Source organism: Halomonas sp. LES1 (assembly GCF_031846005.1).
In the GTDB taxonomy this organism is placed as follows: Bacteria; Pseudomonadota; Gammaproteobacteria; order Pseudomonadales; family Halomonadaceae; genus Halomonas.
The window spans coordinates 478,162-501,521 of sequence record NZ_JAVRGC010000002.1 but is presented as its reverse complement, the minus strand read 5'-3'; the positions used below and the strand labels follow the sequence as shown (position 1 = coordinate 501,521).

Here is a 23,360-nt window from a genome sequence, read left to right as displayed (position 1 = left end):
GCTTGTGGCGTGAGCCTGCCGTGCTGCCCGTGCGGCGTTGGTTTCGATGGCCTGGAGGGGATTGTTCCCCCACCGTTTCCACCAGGATCAGATGTCTCATCCTTGGATGATGGTTACATTAATTTACGCTTTGCAACCTTGCAAGGATTATTGTAGGTCAGAATCGTCTAAGTATCACAACTCTAATGCTCACCAGAGTGCAGAACTGAGGCTGCACTGACAAGGCCCCTGGTGGCCTCACGCACCCGGACGGTGGGTGGGCGCGAGGGGTACGAACGGCTAGAATGGTATGAGTTGCGCCATCCCAGTGTGGCTATAGAGGTAAGCCACGCCCCCCCACAGCCGCGAGACGCCATGAACGATTACCGCTCACCGCCGACCTCCTCCCAGCCGCCCGTCAGCGACGATCCGGCCGCCGGGCTACGTGGCCTGGCCCGGCGCATGGTGGCCGATGAGCGGCTCAGCGCCGCGGCGGCGACACGAGCCGAGAGGGAGGCGCGGGAGGGCGAGGTCTCGCTGCTGCACCATGTGATCGATACAGGATTGGTGCCGGCTCGCGAGGCCACGCTGACCGCGGCCCGGGAGTATGGCCTGCCCATCGTGGATCTGGATGCCATTCGCCTGGAGACACTGCCCAGGGCGGAACGTTTCCCCGAGAAGATCCTGCGCAAGCTCAAGGTGCTGCCGCTGATCCAGCATGGCCATCGGCTGACGGTGGCGGTGCCCTCCCCCTCCACCCTGACCCAGCTCGACGAACTGCAGTTCGCCACCGGCCTCTCGCCGGAGGGGGTACTGGCACCGCTGGACCAGCTGGTGCCGGTGCTGGAGAGCTATCTGGCCAGCAGCGAATCGAGCATGCTCGATTCGCTGAAGGGGGTGGATGACGCCATCGGCGAGCTGGACTACGCCGAGGAGGGTGGCGGCCGCGAGGTGGATATCAACAGCGATGCCCAGTCGGCCCGCGAAGATGCCCCCATCATCAAGTTCGTCAACAAGATCCTGCTCGATGCCATCAACCGCGGCGCCTCGGATATCCACTTCGAGCCCTACGAGACCAACTATCGGGTGCGCTTCCGCATCGATGGCATGCTCCATGATATCGCCCATCCGCCGTTCGCCATGCGCACCCGCATCGCCGCGCGCCTCAAGGTGATGGCGCGGCTGGATATCTCCGAGCGCCGTCTGCCCCAGGATGGTGCCATCAAGCTCAAGCTCTCCCAGACACGCTCCATCGATTTTCGTGTCAACTCGCTGCCCACGGTCTATGGCGAGAAGCTGGTATTGCGGATCCTGGACCCCAGCTCGGCCCAGATCGGCATCGAGCAGCTCGGTTTCACCCCCGATCAGAAGGCGATGTACGAGACGGCGCTCAGCCAGCCCCAGGGCATGATTCTGGTCACCGGCCCCACCGGCAGCGGCAAGACGGTGACGCTCTATACCGGCATCAATATCCTCAACGAGGTGGAGCGCAACATCTGTACCGCCGAGGACCCGGTGGAGATCAAGGTGGCCGGCGTCAACCAGGTCAACGTGCTGCCCAGGATCGGCCTGGACTTCGCCAGCGCCCTGCGCGCCTTTCTGCGCCAGGACCCCGACGTGGTGATGGTCGGCGAGATCCGTGATCTGGAGACCGCCGAGATCGCCGTCAAGGCCTCCCAGACCGGCCATCTGGTGCTCTCCACCGTGCACACCAACTCCGCGGCGGAAACGCTGTCACGCCTTGCCAACATGGGCCTGGCCGCGTTCAATATCGCCAGTTCGGTAAGCCTGATCATCGCCCAGCGCCTGGCACGGCGGCTGTGTGACCGCTGCAAGCAGGCGGCCGATATCCCCCACGAGGTGCTCGAGGAGCAGGGCTTCAGCGCCGAGGAGGTCGCCGCGGCGACCATCTATGAGCCGGTCGGCTGCAAGCACTGCACCAAGGGCTTCAAAGGACGCGTGGGCATCTACGAGGTGGTGCCGATCAGCAACGCCATGAGCCATCTGATCATGAAGAACGGCGACTCCATGGACTTCGACCGCCAGGCGCGCCAGGAAGGCCACCCGGACCTGCGCCGCAGCGCCCTGCACAAGGCGATGCAGGGGGTTACCAGCCTGGCGGAAGTGTTCAGGGTGACGAAGGACTGACCAAGGGCCAAGGAGCGAGGGGGCGAGGAACGTAGGGCGAGGAAAGCATGGTAGCAGGCCGGCGGGCGACAGGAGGCCGAAGGCCTCCCCGGAAAATGTCGCTAACGCTGGATGGCCAGTAAAACAACGTCAAGACGCAGCATCAGGGAACAGGGATCTAGATGGCAACGGCGAAAACAGCAAAGAAGACCAAAGCAAGCCAGAAGACCAAGCTCTATCGCTGGAACTGGACCGGCAAGGGCCCCGGCGGACGCAAGGTGAAGGGCGAGCTGGTCGCCACCAAGCGCCAGGAGGTCGAGCAAGTCCTGGGCGGCCAGAACATCATCGTCAAGACCGTTCGCCGCAAGAGCGGCATCGGCGGCAGCATGGGCAAGATAAAGCCCCGCGACATCATGCTCTTCGCCCGCCAGATGTCGACCATGATCCGCGCCGGCGTGCCCATCCTGCAGGCCTTTCAGGTAGTGGCGGAGAGCATGAAGAAACCCGCCATGAGCGCCCTGGTACAGGAGCTGATGAACGATGTAAGTGCCGGCTCCAGCTTCTCCGAGGCCATGCGCCGCCATCCCCAGCACTTCGACAGGCTGTTCTGCAACCTGGTGGCGGCCGGCGAGCAGTCAGGCTCGCTGGACCGCATGCTCGATCGCGTGGCGACTTATAAAGAGAAGGTCGAGGCGCTCAAGGGCCGGGTCAAGAAGGCGCTATGGTACCCCGCCGCGGTGATCAGCGTGGGCGTGGGGGTCACTGCCCTGCTGCTGATCAAGGTGGTGCCACAGTTCGAGAGCCTGTTCCAGGGCTTCGGCGCCGAGCTGCCGGCGATGACCCGCATGACCATGCAGCTCTCCGAATTCGCGCAACAATACTGGTGGTGGGGCGTACTCGGCATCGTCGCGCTGGTGTTCTTCATCCGCAATGGCATGAAGCGATCGGAAGCCTTCGCCTACCGCATGCACGCCTGGTCGTTGAAGATTCCGGTGATCGGCCAGATCCTGGACAAGTCCGCCGTGGCGCGCTATTCGCGCACCCTAGCCACCTCCTTCGGGGCCGGCGTGCCCCTGGTGGAGGCGCTGAGTACCGCCGGCGGCGCCACCGGTAATAAGGTCTACGAGCGCGCCGTGGAAGAGGTACGTGAGGACGTCTCCTCCGGCCAACAGCTTCACTTCGCCATGCGCATGACCGAGAAGTTTCCGCCGCTGGCGGTACAGATGGTCGGCATCGGCGAGGAAGCCGGCTCGCTGGACGCCATGCTCAACCGCGTGGCGGACTACTACGAGGAGGAGGTCGACAATATGGTCGATACCCTCACCTCGCTGCTCGAACCCTTTATCATCGTGGTGCTCGGCGTGCTGGTCGGCGGCCTGGTCGTCTCCATGTACCTGCCGATCTTCGAACTCGGCTCCGTTATCTGAGAAAGCAGCCAAGCGGCCACCATATTGTAGGAGGCCGGCTCCGCCGAGCGAACGGAGGCCGTAGGCCTCCCAATGGCTTTAGCAGAGAAATGGAACATCATCGAGGCACGTGACCGCGCCAGTCGCTATGCGGAGCGGGGGCGCCGAACCGCTCCCTCCTACAAACTTTCCATCAAATCAAGCAACAAGGTCTCATTCCGTGCTCGACCTCCCCCCTATCCTGCTTTATCTCCTGGCGGCCATGATAGGCCTCTGCCTGGGCAGCTTCCTCAATGTGGTGATCGCCCGGCTGCCGGTGATGCTGATGCTCGGCTGGCGAGCCGAGGCCCGCGAGGCCTTGGAGCTTCCCGAGGAGCAACAGGAGACCTTCAACCTGCTGACGCCGCGCTCGATGTGCCCGCGCTGCGAGACGACCATCGCCTGGCACGACAATATCCCGCTGCTCGGCTGGTTGAAGCGCCGCGGGCGCTGCGCCAACTGCACCACCCGCATCAGCCCCCAGTATCCATTGGTTGAGCTGGCCGGGGGGGCACTCGCCGTAGCGGTAGTCGCACTATTCGGTGCCACCTGGCAGGGGCTGTTTGTGCTCGGTGCCTGCCTTTCGCTGCTCGCCATGGCGGCGATCGACCTGCGCACCCAGCTGCTGCCCGATCTGCTCACCCTGCCGCTGCTGTGGGCGGGCCTGCTCTATCAACTACTGTTTGAGCCACTACTGCTGTCCAGTGCGGTAATCGGCGCCATGGCCGGCTACCTGGTGCTGTGGAGCTTCTACTGGGCGTTCAAACTGATCACCGGCAAGGAGGGCATGGGCTATGGCGACTTCAAGCTGCTCGCCGCCCTGGGCGCCTGGATGGGCTGGCAATACCTGCCGCTGCTGCTGATTCTCTCCGCCGGGGTCGGCGCGCTGCTGGGCATCCTGATCCAGCTCGCCATCCCCAGGCTGCGCGGCGCCCCGATGCCCTTCGGGCCCTATCTCGCTCTGGCCGGCTGGATTGCCCTGCTCGGCGGTGAACCACTAATGGCGATGTATAGCCAGTTCTTCTTGCTATAACCTTGACGCAAGGTTGACTAGGGGTTTGACCCAATCAATGGAGGTCAGACCCCATCGGACTCCTCACCACCTCTCATGCCGCTACCGAACAGACTCAGCCGGCTCCGACATACCCGTGGCTCGGAAACAGCCCCACAACACCGCCAGCAAAAACGCGAACATCATGGTGCCGCTGTTATGGGCCAGGAAGGCCTGGGATAGGCCGAAATCGATATATGCCACCGGCAGCAACACCCCTGCGATCGCCAGGCTGCGACTCTCAAGATTTCGGCCCACCATCTGCCTGCCAAAGAGGCGCATGGGTATCAGGTAGAGGGCCAGCAGGGCCAACAAACCGAAAACGCCCCGCTTGACCAGCTCGTTGAGAAACTCGTTGTGCGGGTGACCATACTTATTCGCCACCCTAGGGTGGACGATATCCTGCTCTCCCAGGGCCTGCATGGCGCGGCGATAGCCGTTCTCACCCCAGCCGGTCAGCGGCTTCTCCATGATCAGGCGCGTGGCCCCCTTCCACATCTCGAAGCGGGCGCCGAGCGAACTGGTACGACTCTCGCCCTCCACATAGCGTTCTATATCATTGAACGCCATAAAGACACGGTGCTGAACACCGGTCTGCGGTAGGGCATACATCAACGCCCCACCGCCGATCACGATAGCCAGCGCCGTAACCTTGAGCCCAAAAGAGAGATGACGTCCATATCCCCGATAGAGCACCAGCAGGATAAAGGGGATGCCGACCCAACCGCCCCGGCTGCCGGAAAACAGCGAGCCCAGAACACCACACAAGGCCCCCACTGCCATCAAGCCAAGCCAAAGGTGACGGTGGCGTTGCACATACGCCCAGCCAAGTCCCGCCAGGCAGAGGATGCCCAATAGCATGCTCAGATTGCCGAACTGGATCACGTAGGTATAGCCCGTTGCACGGTCCACGCCCGCCACCAACTTCTGCCAACCGGCCCAGCTGCCGGCACCGATCGCACCAATGGCCAGGCCACTCCAGAACCAGCTCAAGCGTGGCGGATAGGCCATGACCAGCAGCATTGCCGGAATTGCCAGAACGAAGCGAATGGGCTTATCGACACCCGACCAGCCCTGGCCATCCCACCAGGCCGCGGCGATCCGTATCACCGTATAGAGGATCAAGGCCGCCATGATGGCCATGTCTCGGCGATCCAGGCCCAGCGACGGCCGCTTGATCAACAGCACCACGCTCCCCAGCAGCAGCAACACGGCACCCAATGAGTAGCCGCTAGGTACCACCAGGGCAATCGCTCCCAACAGGAAGACAGCGAGGCTGGTGTAAAGCTGGATGAGGGAGGGCTGGCGAAACAACGCCGGCGAAGCGGATGGGGCGGAGTCAGTAGGCATGATCATGGAGGGTGCCAAGCTCGAGCAGTCAGGAGTTCGGTAGGCCAGAAACAGAAATGGCCGGCGCAAGGCCGGCCATTCTATCACATGCCATGGGTCGGTCCGCGCTACACGGCGTAGCCCTGCGGGTTGGCCGATTGCCAGCGCCAGGTGTCGGCCATCATCTCGTCCAGACTCTTTTCGGCAGACCAGCCTGAGCTTACCCAGATTGGTGGACACCGATCTATGCGATCATTTGGGCTTCAAAGGCCTCCGAGCTGATCACCCCCGTTTCACTGTGCCGACACCGCCAGTTACCAGAATCACCCTATCGCTCCTCAATATGCATTCTTGCTGATAAAGCCCTTGAAAATCGTCAGAAAGATGATTCGCAGGTCCAACCACAGTGACCAGTTGTCGATGTACCAGAGGTCGCAGGTGACCCGCCTTTCCATCTTTTCGACAGTATCCGTCTCGCCACGGTAGCCATTCACCTGTGCCCAGCCGGTTATCCCTGGCTTGACCTTGTGGCGCTTCATATAGGACTCCACGATGTCCTTGTAGTATTCGTTGTGCGCCAAGGCATGGGGCCTGGGCCCCACAATCGACATCCGACCCTGCAGCACATTGTAGAACTGCGGCAGTTCATCGAGGGAGGTTCGGCGCAGGAAGGCACCAACCCGCGTGACTCGGGGGTCACTGCGGCTGGCCTGGGTGACGTGGCCATTGCGCTCTCCATGCACCACCATGGAGCGGAACTTGTAGACCTTGAAGCGTCTGCCGTTGGCGCCGGTGCGGTACTGCTTGAACAGCACAGGCCCGGGCGACGTCGCCTTGATGGCTATGGCGATGGTCAGGCACACGGGAATGATCAGGAGGGTAAGCAGGGCCCCCAGGATCAGATCCTCCAGACGTTTGATGATTCGCGCCAGGCCATCCAGGGGGGTCACGCTCAGATCCACGGCCAGGTGCCCCGCCACCTCGCTCATGCGATGATTGAGCAGTTGCATGCCACGAAAGTCTGGAATGAAGCGAACCTCCACAGTGTGGTGGCGCAAGACATAGAAAATGGATTGAACGATGCCCCCCATCTCCAGAGGGACGCAGATCCACACCTCGCGTGCCCCAGATTCCACTACCCGTCTGGCCAACTGATCCAGCTGCGTAGCGCCCACCTCACCCGCAACTCGCTGGACGCCAGCGATCGAGTACCCCTCCGCCGGAGCTTTACGCATTCCCCGACCCACCTGAAGCAACTGCTCGGATGGCCCCACCAGAAACACCGTGCGCCGAGCCCGGCCGAAACGCCGGGCCCGCCGCAGCACGAGCTGCGCCGCCACTCGGGCGCTTGCCGAGATACTGAACGAAATAAGGAGGGTTCCACCCACCCACAAACGCGAGAAGCGCTCGGCCGCGTGGGCAAAAAAGATCAAGGAGGCCGCCATAATGGCCACGACAGCCCACACCAGGCATAGCCTGGCCAATAAGGTAGGTATTCGAGTGATGCGCCATCTGGCATAACTCCGCTGCATCACATTGAAGAGCACAACGAAAAGCGCCATGACGGCCGTGGCCAGCCAGAAGCGCTCGTGCATATCGAAGGTACCGAAGCGAAGCCAATACGCCAGCAGCGCACTAGTCACCATAGCAAAGAGATCTACCACTGGCACGATCAGTTGCGCGGGGTATCGCTCAGAAATTCCAGGAGGTCTTCTATCCATGAGGTCGCTTTAAGCTATAGGGAGCCAATCAGCGCATTGAGCTTCTTCCCGAATATCTTGCGCCGGCGGAGGATGGCGTCACCATCGACCGCGGTTGCTGATAACGCATCATACGACAGAATCGACCTGACCAAAGAGTCAACATCCTCGTGAATGGGGATGCAAAAACGCTCGTTGATCGCCTCGGCGGTATCCACCTGGTGATCATTGCGGTGCTCCCCAAGCCTGGCCTGGCGCGGCAGCATCAGGAACGGCTTGCCCTGTTCTAGGCAGGCCAAGATATTCCCCATGCCCGCATGTGTCACCACCAGATCGGCCTCGGCAAAGAGCCGTTGGTACAGCTCCGCCGCGAACAACGGTTGAGCCTGCAGGTTGGATAACGATGAGAAACGGTGGAGTGACGCCCCAGGGCCGGCCTGATAGACCAATGGCCAGCTTGGCCGCTGGCGTGAAACCTCAAGCACCACCTGGCCCATGCGGGGAAAGGCAAACTGGGTTCCAGCGGCAAAGAGGATTCTCACAGAAGGCTCCCCAAGTAGCACACTCGACCCGCCGCCAGATCCGGCCACTGGGTGAGAACCCGAGTGGCAAACAGCTTGGCGGCCCTGCCAGACAGAGAGAGCCGACGGCAGTTGGCGATGCTGTCCACCCAGAGGGTCTTCTTGCCCAGCAGGAAACCAGCGAACAGCACGAGCAACCCGGGCGCCGCGCCGGTGCTGATAATCAGATCAGGCTGGCTTCGGCGGACAATGCGAACTGCCCTGGGCAACTGACGAACGCCCCTCCACAGTTCACGTACGCTGAAGTCATCGAGGTAGTAGGATGCGCCACCATGGTGTCCATCGGCGGTGGAGGCGAAGATCTGCTCATCTACCTCCAGAAGTTCAGCCAGCCGCTGTAATTGGACCCAGTGCCCGCCAAAAGATGCCACCAACAGGACTCTCACCGGGGAAGCTCCCCCGCCTGGCGGTAACCGAACCGCATTGCCAGGCGCTGACGCAGCTTGACGCCCTTCAGATAGATCAGCACACCAAGGGCCCAGCCACGCTCACGCCAGGTCATGTCGCGGCGGCCCAATAACTCACGGAGGTCATGGCCAAGATTGCCCAGCACTCGACCGCCGCCTTGGAACGCTCCCTTCTCGCCATGCAGTGCCATGCTACCGGCTGAGACACGCCTCGCCTTCTGCGCCAGAGAGGAAAGGGTATTCCGAGCCGGATGGCGCACCACCGCATTTGGACAATAGACCAGCTTGAAGCCCGCCGCCGCCGCACGTCGTGTCCATTCGAAGTCCCCGCCGGACATCATACGCTCATTGAACACGCCCACGGCATCGAAGGCCTCACGCCTGACAACCAGGTTAGCGGTCACGGCAACGCCCCGCTCCACGTTCTGAGCTTGGCGAAACGCAAAGGCTTTCTCGTAACACTCGGCAGGAGTCAGCTTCGAACTCTGGTAGGTCAGCTGAATATCACCGGCCACCAGATCAGCGCCATGGGTTTCCATGCAAGCAAGCGCTGCCTCGAGCCAACCGGGTTCTGGCAGGCAGTCGGCGTCGAGAAAGGCCAGCACGTCGCCTCGGGCGTGGGCAATACCGCAGTTGCGGGCGGCATAGGAGCCGGGGTTTGCTTCCATCAACAGCCGGGCATTGCCGGGTAAGCACCAGTCGGAGGGTGGGGCATCGTCTGGGGCGTTATTCACCACCAGTAACTCCAAGCACTCAGCTGGGAGCTGCTGTCGGTCCAGACCGCCGAGGCAGGCCCTCACTCCCGCCCAGTCGTGGTAAGTAGGCAAGAGGACGGTGACCAAGGACGTGTGAATCACAGCGGCTATCTCCCGTCCAGAAGACTGGCTGACGGCTGTCCGGTGGCATCATCACAAGATGCTTCTTCCGCTCCTAGGCAGGAGAGCATTGCCGGGATCAAACGAATGGCCTGCGCATACTGCTGGCGTGCACACAGACGCTCCCAATGCGACATGTACGCCGCCAGCATGACCCGCTGCGGGTCAATATCGACCAGCTCGGGATTGGCGATGGCCGCCCGTTCCAATAAAGCCGGGAGACGCTCGAGGACGCTGTTGGAAACGGGAAGGCCGACGCCCACCGGCTCCAGGGCCCAGTTAGCCCAATCGCTCCCCACCACGTCGCCCCCACGAGTCCTGAGTAGCGCATGGCGCGATATTGACTTGTTCACGAGACAGCGCGGCAGGCCATCCAGTATTCCCTTGATCCTCTGAAATGCCTCGCGCAGACGGAGCACGTCAGCGAGGCCTGTTCCATTCTGGGCGATGACCTCGAGTCGTTCCAGAGACTGCTCGGAGAGTCGTGCGGCCAGCACTGGATGAGACCTGGTGTAGCGATCCAGGGTCGAGGCAGAGGGCCGTGAGGACCAGCACTTCGCTATGAACTCGAGCCTCGCCTCGCTCGACTCCTTGGATGATACTTCCCTGGCCCCCTCTAGGCGGTAGGCAATCGCCGCATATCCGAGGACGTCCCCTAAGGCGAAGACCTCCAAGCAGGGGGGCGCAGGCGCAAGCTCGCTCTGCAGCAGTTCCTTTTCCCGGCGGGCCAGCCCCTGCTTGCCGGAGTCATAGATCTTCAACAAATAGTGCTCTCGGCTTTTCTTCTTCTGGGGCACTTGTTGCTCAACCTCGACCCTGAAGCAAAGCACGCCCCGCTGGTCCTGATCCTGCCATGTCATGGAGGCGATGGCGAAATTGCTGGTGTCCCGACCTTCTTCTACAAGGAAACGAGTGACCTTCTGCTGCTGGATATCCGGACCTAGGAAACGCCATACCGAGCTGCCGGAGTCTACCGGTGCGGTGTGGGATAGCGCATGGCCATGGAAGAACAAAGCATTGATCTTCAGGCGTTTCTGGTACAGCGAGACACCATCGACCAGAGCTCCCACGAGCTTCTGTAACAGCTGGCGGGTGAGCAGCAAGCTGATGATGGCTACCATGAACTCCGCGCCCTGCCACAGTACGAAGTCGGCCACCATAAATACAAAGAGGCACAGGAAACCGATGCCTGACGCCGTCTGGATGAAGAGCTTGGTCTGTTCGACAAGGAGGCGGTTGACCCAGTCACTCAACTCGGCGGTAAGGGAGACCAGTAGCAGCGACAGCGACAGGTAGGCCGTAAGCACGAAGAAGAGATAGGGGTAGAACAACATGAAGAACAACGCAACTAATACCAGAAAGCAGCCGGCAGCCAGGATCCGCGACATGCGCTGATAGACGCTCTTGGCAAACTCCTCCTGGCCAGCGAAAAGCGTCATCTTTCGGCTTCTGGCCACCAGCGTGCGGGCCCCGCTGTCTGCGAAGATATCAACGCCCCTCTCGGCCACTAGGTGGAGAAGGTAGAAGGCCACTGCTGAGACACTCAGCATGATCACCAGCGAATTCCTGTCCAGGCTCGCCCAGGACGGGGGGAAGTACTTTGGGATCCCCGTAGAGCCGATCAGGATGATGACCTTGAGTGGCAGGAAAAATGCTAACATCAGCGTGAACTGGCTGAACAGCGAGAAGATGGCCACTCCCGCGGTCCGCCAAGGCACGATGGAGAACAGCTTCCGATAAATGGATCCGCTCCATCGCGCATAGTCATAAAACAGCCGCAGTACCGACATCCTACTTCACTCGCCGTGCTTCAATCATGTGTTCCTCGCCCCTCGAAAAGCGAGCAACAAGCGCGGCCGCTTGCTCGGCACCATTCTCGCATGCCAGGCCGTAACCGCCAGGCGACCGCTCCGTCGTCATCACCCTGTCTACCAGAGACGTGAAGCGCTTATCGTCGTAGGTCGTCATCACCTCGTAGTACCCCTCCCTCCTGACTTGATTGACACGTTTCAGCTGGTCATCGGAACCCGTTGACACGTTGGGGATGAAGATCGTTGGCACACCATAGGCCACCGCCTCACACACCGAGTTGTAGCCCCCCGCCATGACTGCCACGTCGAAGGCCTCATAATAGCGGCTATTGGGATAGTCCATGATGACCCGGTCAGCGCCAGTAGGCCCACTAGACTGAAGTGAAATCGGAGATCGTGCCACCACAACCAGAAAGCCCCGGCGCTTGAGCGCCCGGATCACTTGGCCCTGGAGGTCCTCGACCTCATTGATATTGCCGGCCCCCAGCTGCACATAAGCGAAGGGACGCTCGGCATCGAGAGAGAGCATGCGTCGAGCATGCGCCCGCTCCAGCAGCTCCTCCCGGCCCAGCAGGTAGATGGGATTGACGGCGAACAGAGCCGCGTCATCGTCAGCCGCGACATCAACCCGCGCCGACACCTCCTGAGGGAAGATCACTTTGTCGAATCGCGACGCGTAGATACCGCCCTTTTCCCCCTTGGCCGCGGCCTTGTTGAGCCCTCGCTTCACCCATACCCGCTCTATCCTTCTCCGGTAGCGCCTAAGCACTCGCCTCAGCCCCACATAGGGAAAGCTGCCATCGAAAACGAGGCAGGCCGGCCGATACAGCTCGATCACCTCTTCCAGGCTCCTGCTGAACAGCCGGTTCCAGTCCGCCTGGCTCACACTGCGGCCAGCCAGGGCCGCGGGCGGAATATGATGGCAGATAAAACCGGCGCGATGCACGATGGGCAGCGCGATACTGGTGGTCACGAAGACGATGATGGCACCGGGGTCACGCTGCCTGACACGCCGAGCGATGGCAAGACAGCGGGTAAGGTGCCCAAGGCCGACACCATTGATGGGCAGGAATAGGTAAACCCCCTCTCGCTTCCGGTAGCGCAGGGCGCGAAAACTGGGCACCAGGATCCACAGCTCCTTTAAAAGCTCCCTGGCCCTGTGTTTCAAGCTGTCGATCATGCAGGGTCATCCATGCCATGGCTCATCATTTCGGCTCACCCGTCTCTACCCATCGCTTAAAGCGGCGCACAGCCTCTTCGAGATCGCCCGACGGCAGTGTGCCACCTTCAGCGCGAGCCCCGTCACGGTGATAGCCCAGGCGGCTCTCGGTGGCCTCATGGGAGTACCGGCGCTCGACCACCGACCGGACCCCCGTCAGGAAGCTAACCCGCGCCTCATCATCCTCGGCTAGCCTCGTCATCACCGCCTTGACGCCGGACGGTGCCGTATAGAGGGCGAGGTCACCGAAGGTCTCTTCGAAGGAGCGCGGCAGTATAACAGGAACGCCGGACAGCATGGCCTCTACCACCGTCCTGCCGAAGGCCTCGACCAGGTTCTCGCTGGGGAAGTAGACGAAGACATCGAGAGAGGCGAGATAGTCGGCGGGGTGCAGGGCGCCGAAATCGTGCACAACCCAGTTGTCGGGGCATCGGCCCAACATCTGAACCGCCCGCTTGGCACCGCCCAGGATCTCGACCCGATAGGCGTCATCGTCGGGGTAGACATCAAGAAGCTCGGCCCTTGAGTCGGGCCACTTCTCTTGGCTGTCCCTACCGTGACGGCCGATGACGAAGGGAAGTGTAATCTTTGGCTTGGGCGAGAAGGGATACTCCTTCACATCAAAGGTGGGCGTCCATAGCAACTCGCCAATCATGGATTCGGGCAGACCGATCTGCGGAAGCTCGCGCCTGATCCGCGGCCCGATAGCATACATCCCCACGTTGTCGCCAGGCAGGGCCGTCACGGCTTCACGGAACCGCTCGGCCTCGTAGACGCTTTCACCCGTTGATCGCCGAATCGAATTGTTGACGACAATGATCACATTATCGCTCTCGACCCTTTCGGCAAAACAGTGAAAACGCCGGCTGCATACCACCTGGGGGTGACGAACAATGACGAATTCGGCATCTACTCGATCAACCGAATGGAAGTAAACCACGTCATCAAGCACCTCTCGGTAGCGATTCGCTATCGGCTTCCCCGCGCTGATGTTAGACGGCAGATGCAGCATCTTGACTTCGAAGCCCTGGCGCTTGAGCTGATGGTACTCGGCGAGCGTGGAGGAGGCATTCCCGCCAGGGAACCTCAGGTCCGTGATGATGCAGGCATGCCCCGTCACGCATGTCTCTAGGCCCGAGTGTGCCAGGTTCTGTTGCCTGGCTTCATATGGCACTCGCATCGGCTTCGGCACCGGGAACGGATAGAACGCTTGCCATGGATCTAAGTAAAGGTCATCGACAGACAGCGACGCATGCCACGCCTTGAAGGCGTCACGGAATGCTTTTCTAACCTCCGAGAGCCCCCTCTCGGGCGAATACCCATGCTCGGCGTGATTCGTCAACCCTTCCGGGGCATCCAGGCAGAACATGGCAGGAATGAAGTCTCTCGGGATGCTCCCCCCAAGGTACCTTTCAGCGCGGTGTATCAGTTCACTATCCCCGGCGAATCGCACAGCGATCCACCCCCCCAGCACCTCGAGCAGAAACGTCCTCTCGAAGATTGCGGAAATAAAGGCGCCGGCCAGGACCCCATCGTAGCTATTGGCGACCCGCTTGTTGAATCGCGTGATCCGTCCTTCGGCATTCAACCGCAACATGCCGGCGATGGAGACCTTGCGTCCTTTGACCTTTTCAAGCTGAAGTTCGATGCGCTGGGGGTGCGCCCAGTCGTCAGCATCATGCCCGGTGATGTAGTCACCGCTAGCCTGGCGCAAAGCGAGATTCTTTGAGACGTAGGGCCCCACGTTGCTAGTATTATTAATGACCCTGACTCGATTATCGCACCGCTCGAGGCGTTGGCAGATCTCTAACGTGCGATCATCGCTAGCATCGTTGACGATGATTAGTTCTATGTTTCGCCAAGTCTGCGCTAGGATAGAAAAAGCGGAGAACTCTAGCGTTTCCTGCGCGTTGTAAGCTGGCATGATCACACTCACCTTGGTCTCGCTTTCGACGGTGGCCAAGGGGGCTGTACTTAATCGAAAGAAACGAGACTTTCCTGCATCCTTGAGGGCTACTGGTGCCATGTCAAACTGGGCGATATAGGCATTCACGCTTGCCAACCACGCCTGATCGTTGGCCATATCACGATTTGCCCTGAGCAGATGAATGCCTGGCCTCTCCCTGGCATCGGCGCTACTTTCCGCAAAGGCAATCGCCGCCTCGATACCTTCGCGCTTCTCCACCTCCCAGGCACTCCACAGGGTGTTCCGCGGCTTTCTCCCAACCCTCCCCTCTTTTCCCTGTACCCTCTTTTCTTTGACCGCTCGATAGAGCCGCGCAGGCATGCCGGGCCACCGCTGAGGCTGGCGCATATCCTTGACTATCATATCGACCAGTTGGAATCTCAGGCTATTGCTCACTGCAGCCTCTCGCCTGCGCAGTTCAGCCATCTCCAGCTTAAGCTTATCGATCCTGGATTCGAGCTTGGCGTTTTCCTCGAGCGCCCGATGCAGGGCCGTCTCGTCGACCGTCTCACGACGACTACGGTTCGACACATCACTGTTGACCGTCTGCTCCAACGGCTCTTTCGCCACGTGTACCTCACCGGCCTCTTGCTCATGAACGGTAGCAGCGACACCATGCTTAAAGAGCACAGGGGAATGACGCATATTGTTCATCACCACTAAGCCATGGCGCTGCATTTCATCACCTAGCCAGCGCTTGATTGTCGCCGTCTCATCTGCACGTGCCCCATCATCCAAGACGACGACCGCATGCTCATGCAAATAGGGCGCAAAGACGGGGTAGGCGGGATAGCGAGCCTGAGGCTGGGTCGCAGCAGGCGGTCCATCCACCAGAAGAAAATCTATCTTGGACCCGCCAAAGGTCTTTTCGAGTTCGGCCTCGTCGAGATCGTACCAGAGGTGATTCTCATCGCCTATCGTCCTGACGACCAGCGGCGCGTGTAAGAGATGCACGATCTCCTCCAGGCCATTTTCCTCCAGCATCGAGCGCGTCTTTAGGTAATAGTCATAATCATGCTCGAAGGAGAAAAGCCTTCCCGACCCGGTGGTCTTGAGTGCCTCTCCCAGCACCAGCGTTGAGAAGCCGGACCCTAGCTCGACTACGGTCCGGTAACGATGCTCGACGACTTGGCGATAGAGCCACCACGCCATCTCGGGAGGCACCGTCCAACTGGTGAGTCCTCCCAACGGCTCCATATCACCAAAGACCTTATCGGCAAGAATCTGCCGATAAGTCCAATCTTTCAACAAATCATCTTCCAGTCTTTTCAGTCTCTGGTCTAGAATTGAATCGATTTTTTTTATTATATATTTATCTGATTTCTGATCCATACAACCACTCCCTAACTATGGGTCCTATGTGAATCGACGCAATTGGTTAACGAATCAATACGCCTGTTATAAAACTCATTGAGCACTGAAAATATTGTTTGAAAGAGGCAAGGAATTGCTCGGGCTAAAGTAACTATACATTCAAACTTATAGCAAAACAGTGGAAGAGAGTTAAGATTGGTCATTGCCCAGCGCTCAACATTATTGCAGTATAGTTTTTTCAATTGTCGCGGCATACGTTCTTCGCATCCCCCTCATCATTAAAAAAATCAAATCCACACGATTATCACTTAAAAACCCCATCTGTATATTTAGCAATAAGATCAGAAGCTTTCTTCATTTCATAAACTGACCCATAAACTGATAGATGATGATGATCTCTGTATGTGGCTCTACCTTCCTCATCACTAAAACGGCATTCGCCTTCATGACATTGCGATTTATGAATTGGTATATAATTTTCGGAAAGCGCTTCCATTCTTTCACTATAAATTATTTCTGAATTCATTTTATTTTCGTCTGGACCACATATAGTTTTAAGAAGCTTGTCTGACAAGATAAAATCAGGAACACTGCGACACTGAGCAATTTGATTACCAGGACGAACAAAGTCACCAAGGACAAACACATCATGTTGAGATCTTTCAAAACGATTTATTAAGTTACTATTTATTTCACTAATCCGCTCTGGAGTGTCTCGCTTTGCACTGGTCATGAACATCAAAGCCTCACCGTCATAAGTGTTGGTCCAATCCAAAAAATCGTAATTTAAGTCAATGCATGCCTGCGCCCCACTTTTCGTAGGAAAATTTCTCACGAACCCGTTGAATCCGCTTTGTGGTATACATCCACTAATATATGCAATGGCGATATTGTAGTCAGGATAAATTTCGGAGAGACCAGCAACTAGATGCAAGGCATGGCTATCCCCCCACGCGATCACTGTTTTTTCCGATTTTCGATCATTTTGACATATAAAAATTTTATTAGGAAAACTATCCATTCCATCCTGGCAATAAGTTCGTCGCTCTAGCGCTCGCCACTCCGCATTTTTCAAAGTTTTCCTATTTTCAGGAATACGCCAATCAACATCTTTCAAACCATTAATCAAAAACTAATACCGACCATCCCCACCACCAAAATCACTTTCTGAGTGGCTTTTAAAAAAACAATCGGAAGAACTAAAAAATTTAAATCGCCGCGCCGGCTGCTCAACTAAACGAAACATATCCCAAGCAATTGCCAGCATTATTAAAAATAACCCAAAACTTTCCAGCAAAGAAGGAAATCTAAACACCATAGAATAATAATATATAATAGGCCAGTGCACCAAATACAGAGAATAGCTAATACCACCAATGAAAACCATAACCTTGTTGGCCAAAAACAATGAAGCGAGGCGAGAATTAAATGAAGAGTAAATGGAAAGTCCTGCAGCAGTTGAAATCAAAAGCGAATCATAGAATGGGAACACGCTATCTTTATTTAAGTTCACTGCAGCGAAAGCAAGTATGACACCCGAAATTAAAAATAGAAAATCCGACAGGCCTGCCGACATTTTTGGCTGTTATTTAAAATAAGCAGCCCCGAGCATCGCCCCAATACCAAACTCAAATATTCTAAACGGCATAAAGTAAAAAGCAGTAGAAAATCCATTTTCAAACGATGCGCTAAATCCATCGCTTGAATACAAAGCTTCAGGAACCCCCCAGCCAAATACATAAATACTCAACAAAAAGGAAGAGAGAGATAGAGTAAAAATACCATAAGTTATTTTATTTATTGACCCCAACTTAGCCAACATAACAATAAAAACAGGCCAAACAATATAAAACTTCTCTTCGACTCCGAGCGACCATGTGTGCAACAGTGGCTTTTCAAGAGCCTCAGCATCAAAATAACCTATCTGCGACCAAAAATATATATTAGATACACTAAATATTACTGCTAGCGAAGAATCTATTAGGTGACTAAGCCTCTCTTCTGACAACAGCAAAAAACCAGTAAAGGAGGTAAACACGACCGTCACTATCAAAGCGGGTACTATCCACCTTACCCTTCTAGATGCAGGGTCCCGGATGATCAAATGAGCTATAGGAGTTACCCTTTGCTGGCAGCCAGAAAGCTTCTACAGCAACTCATCCGGGAGCAGGTTCATGGACATCAAGCTGCATAAGCAAGCGACCACGACACCGAAAATCCGTGCCGAGATCCAGGCAGCACCCTCCAGCATCACGGATAGCGAGTTGGCCCGTCAGTATGGCGTATCCGACTCAACCATACGCCGCTGGCGATACAACGACGATCTCCATGACCGGCCACATACACGCCACAACCTGCTGGCCACGCTCACGTCCGAGCAGGAGGAGGTGCTGATCGCCGCTCGCGAATTCCTGCGCCTCGGCCTGGATGACCTGCTCGTCGTGGCACGTGAATTTCTGAACCCTCGACTGTCCCGCTCAGGCCTGCACCGCATGCTCCAGCGCCGCGAGGTGCCGACACTGGCAGAACTGGCTCGACAGGACGCTGGCGATGATGGGAAGCCCCGGCACAAGCCCTTCAAGGACTACGAGCCCGGGTACGTACATATCGACATCAAGCACCTGATCTTGCCCACCAACAGTGGACACCCCGTTAAGGCAGTACACTGAACGAGGTGCCCCATGGCAAGGCAAGCAACGTCGATGAAGAAGACCCGTACCCGTTACTCCCAGGCCTACAAGGATGAAGCCCTGGCGCTCGCTGACCGTGTTGGTGCCAGTGCCGCCGCTCGTGAGCTGGGTCTTCAACCCAGCCAGCTCTACCAATGGCGATCCAAGGCTCAGCAGCAGCAGAATGCCTCGGCTCGCGAGCAGGCCTTGGCGGAAGAGAACGCGAGGCTCAAGCGTCAGCTGGCCGAGAAGTCGGAAGAGCTTGAAATCGCAAAAAAAGCCGCGGTGTACTTCGCGAAAAGCCTGAAGTGAAGTACGCCTTCATTGAGCAGCATCGTCAGGCCTTTAGCATTCAACAGATGTGCGCGTTTCTCGGCGTCGCCCGCAGCGGCTACTACGACTGGCGACGACGGGGAGGTGAGCCGTCTCCCCGCCGGCGCCGACAAGCGATCACCGATCAGCGCGTGGCTCAGGCTTTTCATCAGGGTAAGGGACGCTCAGGCGCTCCCAGGCTGACCCATGACCTGAACGATGCTGGCGTCGCCATCTGCCGCAATGCCGTCGCTGTCAGCCTCCGTCGGCAGAACCTGAGGGCAAAAGCCGCTCGCAAATTCAAGGCCACCACGAATTCACGCCATGGCCTGCCAGTCGCACCGAATCTGCTGGAGTAGGACTTCAGCGCTACGGCACCGAACCAGAAATGGGTAGGCGACATCACTTACCTGGCAACAGGAGAAGGCTGGCTCTACCTGGCGGTGCTGATTGACCTGTATTCACGCAAGGTGATTGGCTGGGCGATGAGCGAGTGCATGACCGCTGACCTGGTCGGCGACGCCCTCCAGATGGCGCTGTGGAGCCGCAAGATGCCCAAGGGAGTCATCGTGCATAGCGATCGCGGTAGCCAGTATTGCTCGTCCCTATACCAGTCGTTGCTGATCCGGCACGATCTCCGGTGCAGCATGAGCGCCAAGGGCAACTGCTACGACAATGCCTGCGCCGAGAGCTTCTTTCACAGTCTCAAGGTCGAAGCCATTCACGGTGAGCGATTCGCAACCCGGGAAGCCATGCGACGACAGGTGTTCGAGTACATTGAATTGGACTACAACCGGCAGCACCGGCACAGTGCTATCGGGATGATCAGCCCGGAGGCCTTCGAAGCCCGAATGATCACTTAGATCGGTGTCCACCAATGCTGGGTAAGATCAAAGGCTCCCTTCACGATCCAGACGGTGCTTACGGATAACGGGCTACCTGCGATTGCCGTGGCATCATGGACAAAAAAGACCCTTGCCGATGTCAGCATAGCTCAGACATCAGCAAGGCCAATCATTCCTGGCAGCCCGCCATATCCGGATCGGTGGCTCACCATAGTGACAGGAGTCCGAACCAAGGTGTTCGGCTCGACAGGGCTTAACAGAGGCTCATGGCATCCTGGCGGGCGGGCTCAACCATTATCTACGGGGTCCTTGCGGCCCTACGGCTTTGTAGAGAAGTCCCACCGCCAAGAATGTAGTACTCATGATAGCCGCGATAGTCGACCTCATGCTTGATCAGGGCATGTGCCACCCGGGCCATCTTCACCGCCACGGCCGTTAGCGCTTTCCGCCTAAGGTCTCCATTGGAGGGATCTGTCCCGATGTAGCGGTCGAATTTGGTGCGAAAGCTGTTTTCTCGCATCCGGATGGCGACTGTCGCCGCGAGCCAGTAGGCGTAGCGCAGACGAGCATTGCCACGCTTGGCTAGTCGATAACGACTACACGTGTTGCCGCTCTGCGACGCGGCGAGGTTGAAACCACAAAACTTCAAGTATTGGCGATGGTGCGAGAAACGCCGCAGGTCCCCGCTCTCCGCCAAAATCATCAAGGCAATGATTGGCCCCACGCCGGGAAGCGTTTGAAGGCGAGCGAAGTCCTTGTTATCTCTCAGGCATGTCGTTGCCATCGCCTCCAAGGCCTGACGTTACTCGGTCAGTGAGAGGTACTGCCTCACCTGAAGCCGGAAAGTGTGCACCGCGGGAGAATTCGGTGCGACCGGCAGGCCCATGCTGGCCTGGGCCGTTTTATAGATACCCTCCAGGAACTGCTGCTTCGCCACCTTGCGCCCTACGCTCTCCCAGGCGGCCTCGGCAAACGCCTTGCGACTCAATGCAGTAATGCTGGCCGGTGTGGGAAATGCCAGCAGGAAATGACAGAACCAGTGGGCCCGAGAGGTGCTGAAGTAGCGTTCCATCTCCGGGAAGTACAACGCCAAGTAGTGGTTGACCAGGCTATGCTGGCAACGTGTTCGGGCCCGAGCGACCTGCTGGTAGGTATTCGAGATCTCCTGGAGGTCGAAGTATCCTTCACGGAGGGGATCATGAAAGGGATGTGTCATGCCTTGGGTCAGCAGATACATCAGAACACGCGCATCTTTTCGATCATGCTTGTCCCACGAGGTATACAAGGCCTCTCGAACCCGAGCGCCTGTCAAAGATGAGGCGAGGTGCACCGATATCCCTGCCTGAGCCAGTCGGTAGACAATAGGCCGATGAAAGTCCGCTGTGGGCTCCAGCACGGCCAGCACAGGGGCGTCCTGCTGTTGCAAGAAGTGAATCAAGGCGTCGTGCCCAGCGCGTGTGTTGGGCATTTTAAATACCTTTTCACGACCATCGGGCCAGCGAACAAGTACATCGTGGTAACGCTTGGCAATATCGATCGCGACATACATGGTGTCTGGCATAAGCTGAGTGGAGGCAGCCATCGTCGGTCTCCTTGTGATGATGTGGGTCACACAAGGATCTCTTAGGCCACGATGGCTGCCGCTAACCAGAATGTTCCGTAGGTACTACGGCAAGTCCTTCACGGATCGCTTCACAAGGGCCGGTGAACGCAAGCCCAGCGGCCGCCACCCCTTCGACCAGGAGTGCCAGGCCCATGGTATTGATCATCGCCTGATCAAGCCGAGCAGGCCGCAGACGAACGGTATGGTAGAGCGGTTCAACGGCCGCATATGCGACGTGCTGGCAACCCGGCGGTATGCCTCAGGCGAGGACCTGGAGCAGACGCTCAAACGCTACGCTTGGCTGTACAATCACCACATCCCTCAGAAGGCGCTGCATCATCAGTCACCGATCACGGCGATGAAGGAGTGGCAGGCCAAGCGACCTGAGCTATTTACCAAACGGGTTGTCAATCACGCGGGACCCGACACCCCCGAAAAGCCAGTGATGCTAAGGTGGTTAAGCACGACAATTAATACAGCAAAGGCTCGTAAGCCTTGTAATGGTTTTTGATATTTCATATTTAACCAAGATAAAACCGGAAAACCCTAGAATCGAAACTAAAACAACAACTCCTCGGCACCTCAAACTTTACAAACGGAGTTCCACCTCAAACTTTTCGAAAACACACTTCAAATCATAAAGGATGCTCACAGGCTTGCCCCAACGACGAATCTTATTGATGCCCATTTCACGAAACTTATCGTGTGCTACCGCCAGCACGATCGCTTCGTACGTTTCTTCAGTTGGCATATCGACGAGACTAACACCATACTCGCGCTCTGCTTCGCCTTGGATAGCATGCGGGTCAAATACGTCCACCTCTACATTAAAATCAGAGAGCTCTCTGATAATATCGACCACTTTAGTGTTGCGTAGATCTGGACAGTTTTCCTTGAAGGTCAGTCCCAAGATCAGAACCCGCGCCCCCTCTACGTGGATTCTCTCCTTGATCATTTTCTTGACCAGTTGCCCAGCAACGTACGACCCCATGCCATCATTAACTCTTCGTCCGGCGAGGATGACTTGGGGGTGATAGCCAATCTGCTCAGCTTTATGCGTTAAATAATAGGGGTCTACCCCGATACAGTGACCGCCCACAAGGCCAGGACGAAATGGCAAAAAATTCCATTTAGTACCAGCGGCTTTTAGAACTTCTTCAGTATCTACCCCAATGCGATTAAATATTATTGACAACTCATTCATAAGAGCGATATTAAGATCACGTTGAGTGTTCTCTATCACCTTTGCGGCTTCGGCAACCTTGATCGAACTCGCCTTGTGTGTTCCCGCGACAATCACCCTTTTGTATAGCGTATCCACAAAGTCTGCAGCTTCTGGCGTAGATCCAGAAGTAACTTTCATAATTGTCGTGACACGGTGCTCCTTATCACCCGGATTTATACGCTCGGGGCTATATCCTGCAAAGAAGTCCTGATTGAAAGTCAACCCAGAAACCTTCTCAATTATCGGAATGCAATCTTCTTCAGTAGCGCCAGGGTATACAGTGGACTCATAAATAACAACATCACCTTTGCTTATGATCTTGCCCAGAGCCTCACTTGCTCTGATGAGGGGCGTCAAGTCTGGCCTTGCACTACTATCGATAGGGGTCGGGACCGTCACGATATAGGTATTACAGTTTTTTAGGGCATCAAGGTCACAAGAGAAACTTAGCTTACTGGCAGATTTCATAAGCTCTGATTCAACCTCTAAAGTATGATCAATGCCATCATTAAGATCATGAATTCTTTTTTCATTGATATCATAGCCGACCGTCGGCAACAATTTTCCGAATTCAACGGCCAAAGGCAAACCTACATAGCCGAGCCCGATAACACCAAGCTTCACATCTTCAAGTTTCAGCATTATTGATACCTATAATTACTATGTGACCTAATGAACAGACTATTCTACAGTCACTTATCAGGGAAAACGCATAAAAGATTCAGACTGCAAGGATGTCAGCAAGATGCGTCCAATCCAGCGCGGCTTTCTTCTGTTTTCGCCGGATTTCGCCCTTGAAAGACCTCTCCCCTTTCAAGTAGTTCGGCGCGAAATGCCGGACCCTAGCAAGATTTTCTGGGTTCTTCGTCGTTTCATGCGTTTTCCCTGTCCAATATCGTGAA

At 57.2% G+C, this 23,360-nt stretch carries 15 protein-coding genes and 4 pseudogenes; 6 read left to right on the top strand and 13 right to left on the bottom strand.

Translation table 11 applies throughout. The features are described from left to right. Nucleotides 1-354: 354 nt before the first annotated feature. From pilB to RM463_RS06490, 3 genes are all read left to right on the top strand, one after another. Entirely contained in the window at nt 355-2,127 is a 1,773-nt protein-coding gene (gene pilB / locus RM463_RS06500; RefSeq protein ID WP_311429443.1) for a type IV-A pilus assembly ATPase PilB, read from the top strand. Between the two features lie 161 nt (nt 2,128-2,288). After that, nucleotides 2,289-3,533: a type II secretion system F family protein gene (locus RM463_RS06495; RefSeq protein WP_311429442.1), complete on the top strand. Its 1,245-nt coding sequence runs from the start codon at nt 2,289-2,291 to the stop codon at nt 3,531-3,533. Between the two features lie 241 nt (nt 3,534-3,774). Next, entirely contained in the window at nt 3,775-4,584 is an 810-nt protein-coding gene (locus RM463_RS06490) for an A24 family peptidase (protein ID WP_311429600.1), read from the top strand. Nucleotides 4,585-4,665: 81 nt separating this feature from the next. On the opposite strand, the gene RM463_RS06485 is transcribed toward RM463_RS06490, so the two are convergent. The 11 genes from RM463_RS06485 to RM463_RS06435 all read right to left on the bottom strand — a co-directional run bounded on the left by RM463_RS06485 (nt 4,666) and on the right by RM463_RS06435 (nt 17,842). Next, nucleotides 4,666-5,958: an O-antigen ligase family protein gene (locus tag RM463_RS06485; RefSeq protein ID WP_311429441.1), complete on the bottom strand. Its 1,293-nt coding sequence runs from the start codon at nt 5,956-5,958 to the stop codon at nt 4,666-4,668. Between the two features lie 311 nt (nt 5,959-6,269). Next, the gene (locus RM463_RS06480; RefSeq protein ID WP_311429440.1) at nt 6,270-7,652 is read right to left on the bottom strand and encodes an undecaprenyl-phosphate glucose phosphotransferase; all 1,383 of its coding nucleotides are present in this window, start codon (nt 7,650-7,652) and stop codon (nt 6,270-6,272) included. A 14-nt stretch (nt 7,653-7,666) separates the two neighbouring features. Further along, nucleotides 7,667-8,173 (bottom strand): glycosyltransferase, encoded by a 507-nt coding sequence (locus tag RM463_RS06475; protein WP_311429439.1) that lies wholly within the window; start codon nt 8,171-8,173, stop codon nt 7,667-7,669. Further along, nucleotides 8,170-8,598: an oligosaccharide biosynthesis protein Alg14 gene (locus RM463_RS06470; RefSeq protein ID WP_311429438.1), complete on the bottom strand. Its 429-nt coding sequence runs from the start codon at nt 8,596-8,598 to the stop codon at nt 8,170-8,172. Before RM463_RS06470 ends, RM463_RS06475 begins: the two co-directional genes overlap by 4 nt. After that, a complete protein-coding gene (locus RM463_RS06465; RefSeq protein ID WP_311429437.1) occupies nt 8,595-9,476 on the bottom strand; it encodes a glycosyltransferase in 882 nt (293 codons plus the stop codon). The genes RM463_RS06470 and RM463_RS06465 overlap by 4 nt, the downstream gene beginning before the upstream one ends. 5 nt (nt 9,477-9,481) lie before the next feature. Next, nucleotides 9,482-11,284 carry a hypothetical protein gene (locus RM463_RS06460; RefSeq protein ID WP_311429436.1) on the bottom strand — a complete coding sequence of 601 codons (1,803 nt, stop codon included), beginning with the start codon at nt 11,282-11,284 and terminating at the stop codon, nt 9,482-9,484. A 1-nt stretch (nt 11,285) separates the two neighbouring features. Continuing rightward, complete coding sequence (locus RM463_RS06455) at nt 11,286-12,278, bottom strand: glycosyltransferase (protein ID WP_311429435.1); 993 nt, start codon at nt 12,276-12,278, stop codon at nt 11,286-11,288. A gap of 232 nt (nt 12,279-12,510) precedes the next feature. After that, a complete protein-coding gene (locus RM463_RS06450; protein ID WP_311429434.1) occupies nt 12,511-15,822 on the bottom strand; it encodes a glycosyltransferase in 3,312 nt (1,103 codons plus the stop codon). Between the two features lie 286 nt (nt 15,823-16,108). Next, nucleotides 16,109-16,921 carry an SGNH hydrolase domain-containing protein gene (locus tag RM463_RS06445; RefSeq protein ID WP_311429433.1) on the bottom strand — a complete coding sequence of 271 codons (813 nt, stop codon included), beginning with the start codon at nt 16,919-16,921 and terminating at the stop codon, nt 16,109-16,111. A gap of 15 nt (nt 16,922-16,936) precedes the next feature. Beyond that, complete coding sequence (locus RM463_RS06440) at nt 16,937-17,380, bottom strand: acyltransferase family protein (RefSeq protein ID WP_311429432.1); 444 nt, start codon at nt 17,378-17,380, stop codon at nt 16,937-16,939. 9 nt (nt 17,381-17,389) lie between these two features. Then, on the bottom strand, nt 17,390-17,842 hold the full coding sequence (locus RM463_RS06435; protein WP_311429431.1) for a hypothetical protein: 453 nt from the start codon (nt 17,840-17,842) through the stop codon (nt 17,390-17,392). A gap of 136 nt (nt 17,843-17,978) precedes the next feature. On the opposite strand from RM463_RS06435, the pseudogene RM463_RS06430 reads away from it, so the two are divergent. Both RM463_RS06430 and RM463_RS06425 read left to right on the top strand, forming a co-directional pair. Further along, nucleotides 17,979-18,428: pseudogene (locus RM463_RS06430) on the top strand (IS481 family transposase); the annotation flags it as partial. 57 nt (nt 18,429-18,485) lie between these two features. After that, nucleotides 18,486-19,648: pseudogene (locus tag RM463_RS06425) on the top strand (IS3 family transposase). 280 nt (nt 19,649-19,928) lie between these two features. Here RM463_RS06425 and RM463_RS06420 read toward each other — a convergent pair. Then, nucleotides 19,929-21,212: pseudogene (locus tag RM463_RS06420) on the bottom strand (IS110 family transposase). An 88-nt stretch (nt 21,213-21,300) separates the two neighbouring features. Here RM463_RS06420 and RM463_RS06415 point away from each other — a divergent pair. Then, nucleotides 21,301-21,744: pseudogene (locus RM463_RS06415) on the top strand (integrase core domain-containing protein); the annotation flags it as partial. Between the two features lie 78 nt (nt 21,745-21,822). On the opposite strand, the gene tviB reads toward RM463_RS06415, so the two are convergent. Further along, the gene (gene tviB / locus RM463_RS06410) at nt 21,823-23,100 is read right to left on the bottom strand and encodes a Vi polysaccharide biosynthesis UDP-N-acetylglucosamine C-6 dehydrogenase TviB (RefSeq protein ID WP_311429430.1); all 1,278 of its coding nucleotides are present in this window, start codon (nt 23,098-23,100) and stop codon (nt 21,823-21,825) included. Between the last annotated feature and the right edge of the window lie 260 nt (nt 23,101-23,360).

Coding starts and splice junctions, on each gene's coding strand:
- tviB (WP_311429430.1), bottom strand. CDS start 23,100: ATGCTGAAACTTGAAGATGTGAAGCTTGGTGTTATCGGGCTCGGCTAT.
- RM463_RS06460 (WP_311429436.1), bottom strand. CDS start 11,284: ATGTCGGTACTGCGGCTGTTTTATGACTATGCGCGATGGAGCGGATCC.
- RM463_RS06490 (WP_311429600.1), top strand. CDS start 3,775: ATGATAGGCCTCTGCCTGGGCAGCTTCCTCAATGTGGTGATCGCCCGG.
- RM463_RS06480 (WP_311429440.1), bottom strand. CDS start 7,652: ATGGATAGAAGACCTCCTGGAATTTCTGAGCGATACCCCGCGCAACTG.
- RM463_RS06450 (WP_311429434.1), bottom strand. CDS start 15,822: ATGGATCAGAAATCAGATAAATATATAATAAAAAAAATCGATTCAATT.
- RM463_RS06495 (WP_311429442.1), top strand. CDS start 2,289: ATGGCAACGGCGAAAACAGCAAAGAAGACCAAAGCAAGCCAGAAGACC.
- RM463_RS06440 (WP_311429432.1), bottom strand. CDS start 17,380: ATGTCGGCAGGCCTGTCGGATTTTCTATTTTTAATTTCGGGTGTCATA.
- pilB (WP_311429443.1), top strand. CDS start 355: ATGAACGATTACCGCTCACCGCCGACCTCCTCCCAGCCGCCCGTCAGC.
- RM463_RS06485 (WP_311429441.1), bottom strand. CDS start 5,958: ATGATCATGCCTACTGACTCCGCCCCATCCGCTTCGCCGGCGTTGTTT.